2 protein-coding genes are annotated in these 3320 nt (G+C 52.3%); both read right to left on the reverse strand.

All coding sequences use genetic code 11. From position 1 onward, the window contains the following. A partial coding sequence (locus tag ACO0LG_RS29465) for a DUF4347 domain-containing protein (protein ID WP_423032164.1) occupies window positions 1–2671 on the reverse strand: 2671 nt, incomplete at its 3' end. A 2-nt stretch (window positions 2672–2673) separates the two neighbouring features. Beyond that, window positions 2674–3320, reverse strand: a 647-nt coding sequence (locus ACO0LG_RS29470; protein WP_423032166.1) for a hypothetical protein, incomplete at its 5' end; no start/stop codon positions are given.

Consider the following 3320-nt stretch of genomic DNA (forward strand, 5'->3'; position numbering starts at 1 on the left):
CGCCGATAGTTTGCACCAGGTTGGTGCCGGTGACGGTGAAGACGTGGGTGGTGCCATCATACGTCGCGGACGTAATCGTTGGGGCGGTGACGTTCGATACTGTCACGGTATTGCCGGTCAGGTCGGCCGGTGTACTCGTCATCCAGTTTGCCGCTGCTGCCACATTGAAAGTCGTGGTATCCACGGCCACTGTACCGTTGTTGTTCAGGATGCCATTGACGGCCAGTTTATCTGTCGCATTGAGCGCAAAACTAATCGTCGTCGCGCTACTGGCGGTCACACCCGGCGTAGTGGTCAGCGTATAAGTGCCAGCCTGACCAGTCAGCGACAGTTTGGTGACATCAACAGCACCACCATTGATGATATCCACACCGGTAATGGTCAGCGTGCCTGTGCTGGCATCATAGATAGCGCTCGTAATAGATGCCGGTGGCACTGCAGAGGTAAATGTCCAGGTCGAGGTCGATGAAATACCGTTGAAGGTCTTGTTCGCGCCATCCTTAAAAGCACCGCTATCTATCAGAACATAATATCCAGTGGTGCCGGCAAAATTGGCGGTGGGGTTGATCGTAACCTTGCTGCTGGCACCACCGGTGCCGCTGCTGAAAGTTACCTTACTGCTGTCTGTTGCAGCAATGGTTTCCAGTATCGCGTTATCAGACTGTCGGTAGATAACGATATTCTTGGCGGCAACGGCAGTAACAGCCTCACCAAAGTCTATGACCAGATCGTAATTGACAGGGACATCAACAACACCGTTCGCGGGTGACACAATGCCACTGAAATTAAAGCTCCCATTGTCGCTGGATTCATAAGCACCTATGTCAATCGAACCACCACGGCCAAAACCACGGGCATCTATTACCGGTGCACCTGTCGATGTGCCTGCGTTGATGGCATTGCTGCCCGCCAGGATGGCAATGGTCTGTACTGCGCCACCATTATTGGCCAGAGTACCCAGGGCACTGCCGAGCGTAGTGATGGTGCCGGTCGTGGTATTACTACCTGTACCCGTCGTTCCTACCGTGCTGATGACCAGGTTATTGCTACCGGCGAGAGTGCTCGCGTTGCCGACAAAAACATCATCGTCAGCGGAAAGATTATTGGTGCTGCTATTGTTGGCGATAATCGTGTTTTTAACAGTCAGAGTACCGCTGTTTTGTGTCAGGTAAAGGCCACCACCACCAATTGCTGCGCCATTGCCACCAACAAAAGAGTTACCGACGATGGTTGAATTCGTCAGTGTTTTCGCTCCGGCACCGGAGAGACTGATCCCGCCGCCACCGCCACTATTGTCGCCGGTCTTGCCGGCAGAGTTGCCTGATATCGTCAGATTCGTGAGGGTCGCACTGGTACCGGCCGTCACAGAAATACCACCGCCATAACGACCGTTGCTGGCAGCATTGCTACTGATGGTAGTACTGGAGATGGTGACATTCGCTGCATTGACATACGCACCACCACCATTGCCAGATGAATACGTCGCAGTAGCCATGTTATTGGCAATGGTCGTATTGCTGATGTTGACAGACGCTCCCGCATCATAGAATACCAATCCAGCGCCCTTACTCGTTGAATGGTTATTTCTAATGGCAACGTGATCTATCGTCAATGAGCCTGAGTACATCATGGCAATCGCACCATACGCGCCACTGGCATTGGATAAGGTCATGCCAGAAATGCTGAGTGCCGACGTATTGGGCGAACTGAAAGTAGCTACAGAGGTAAAAATTGGCGAACTATTATTACCACTGATGGTCAACAGCGTTTCACCCGCGCCAACGATGGTCAGCGCATCACCATTATTTGCTGAATCTACATTGATTGCGCCAGAAGTCAGTGTCAGCGTTGCTGCACCACTGGCAAACAGGGCTGGATCAAACACAATTGTGTCAGCCGCGCCATCACCGATAGTGGCAGCCACTGCAGCCCGTAAAGACCCTGCGCCGCTGTCATTCAGATTGGTGACCTTGATGGTGGCGAGATCATACTGATAATGCTGGGCCGCGATGGCTGTCGTTTCTACCACTCCGCTATGGTATTCCAGCATCCAGTCACCATGCGCCCCGGTGTCATTGGTCGATGCAGCGACATCTGCGCCAGTCGCTTTTGCGAGTTGATTCACAAAATTGACACCCACATCACCTTTGGCGACATCACAGCCATACAGCAAAATATCGGCCCCAGGTGCCATTGCTTTTTGTATGGTCGCCAGGTTGGCCTGATAGTCTATGAGGTTATACGAAGACAGCATGGTATGACCAACCACCAGATATCCCTCACCACCGTGCGACACGATGTGAACTGCGGTGATATCTGCCTTGCCCTGCAGCGCATCGGCCATTTGCTGTACACCATTTTTCAGCGGATCAAGTGTAATGACCTCTGTACCCGGCTTGACATTCCCGATCAGGCTTTGCCAGTTTTGCAGCGTAGTATCGACAAACACCACTTCATGAGGTGTTGCAGCAGCGACAGGCGCGGCAGCAATGGATGGTGCAGCAACGGCCTGAGCAACGATGGGAACAGGTGATGCAGCAACAGCCGTCGTCGTCACGGGCAAACCATCTGCCTGGCTTGGATGTAAAGGGTCAAATGCAAAACCTGGCGAAAAACTGGAAGATGCATTGGCGTCAGCAATGGCTGGATTCAGGGAGTTGGTCGGTATCATCTTCAGTCTTCAGTAGAATTTGGAACAAATTTAGCGGTAATAACGTTAGCACGGCTACCGGTCGTGTCTTTCCAGAACGATAGCTGGCTGTATTGCTGAAACAAATCGGGTGGCAGGATGGTGTCTCTGGCCTCGAAGCTCACTGCTGGCCTGACCTTGTGCAGGCCACGCATGCCTAAAGGCGCATCAAACTCAGGTGCGTCATACTGAATATTCTGGAAGTCATGCTCGAATGGCTCGGCACCAATGAAGTCATAAATCAGTGGCAGCACTTTTTGTGGTGCCTGCGCCAGCAAGTCGTAATCGATGAGCAGCATGGAACCAGCATGCTCACTGTAAAAGGCGCTCTTCAATGCAGCCCATGGATAACCCACCATGCGGTTGCGCAGTGCCAGGGTCTCTACCCTGCTATAGACTGTTGCACGTTCATTATCGTCATTGAACAGACGCGTTATTTCGTAAGGGTCAGCCGCATATTTGCGCTCTATGCTGTCCATCACCCAGGCGACATTACGCACACAGGCAATCACTTTGGAGCCGGGGAACTGGTCCATCAACATAGGCAGATGGGCAGTCCACATGCGGTTGGTATCAAACACCACACTCTTTTCAGCATGTTCGGCATAGTAAGAATCAAACAAACCACGCA

The organism is Undibacterium sp. Ji42W (genome assembly GCF_049340405.1).
Classification (GTDB): domain Bacteria; phylum Pseudomonadota; class Gammaproteobacteria; order Burkholderiales; family Burkholderiaceae_D; genus Undibacterium.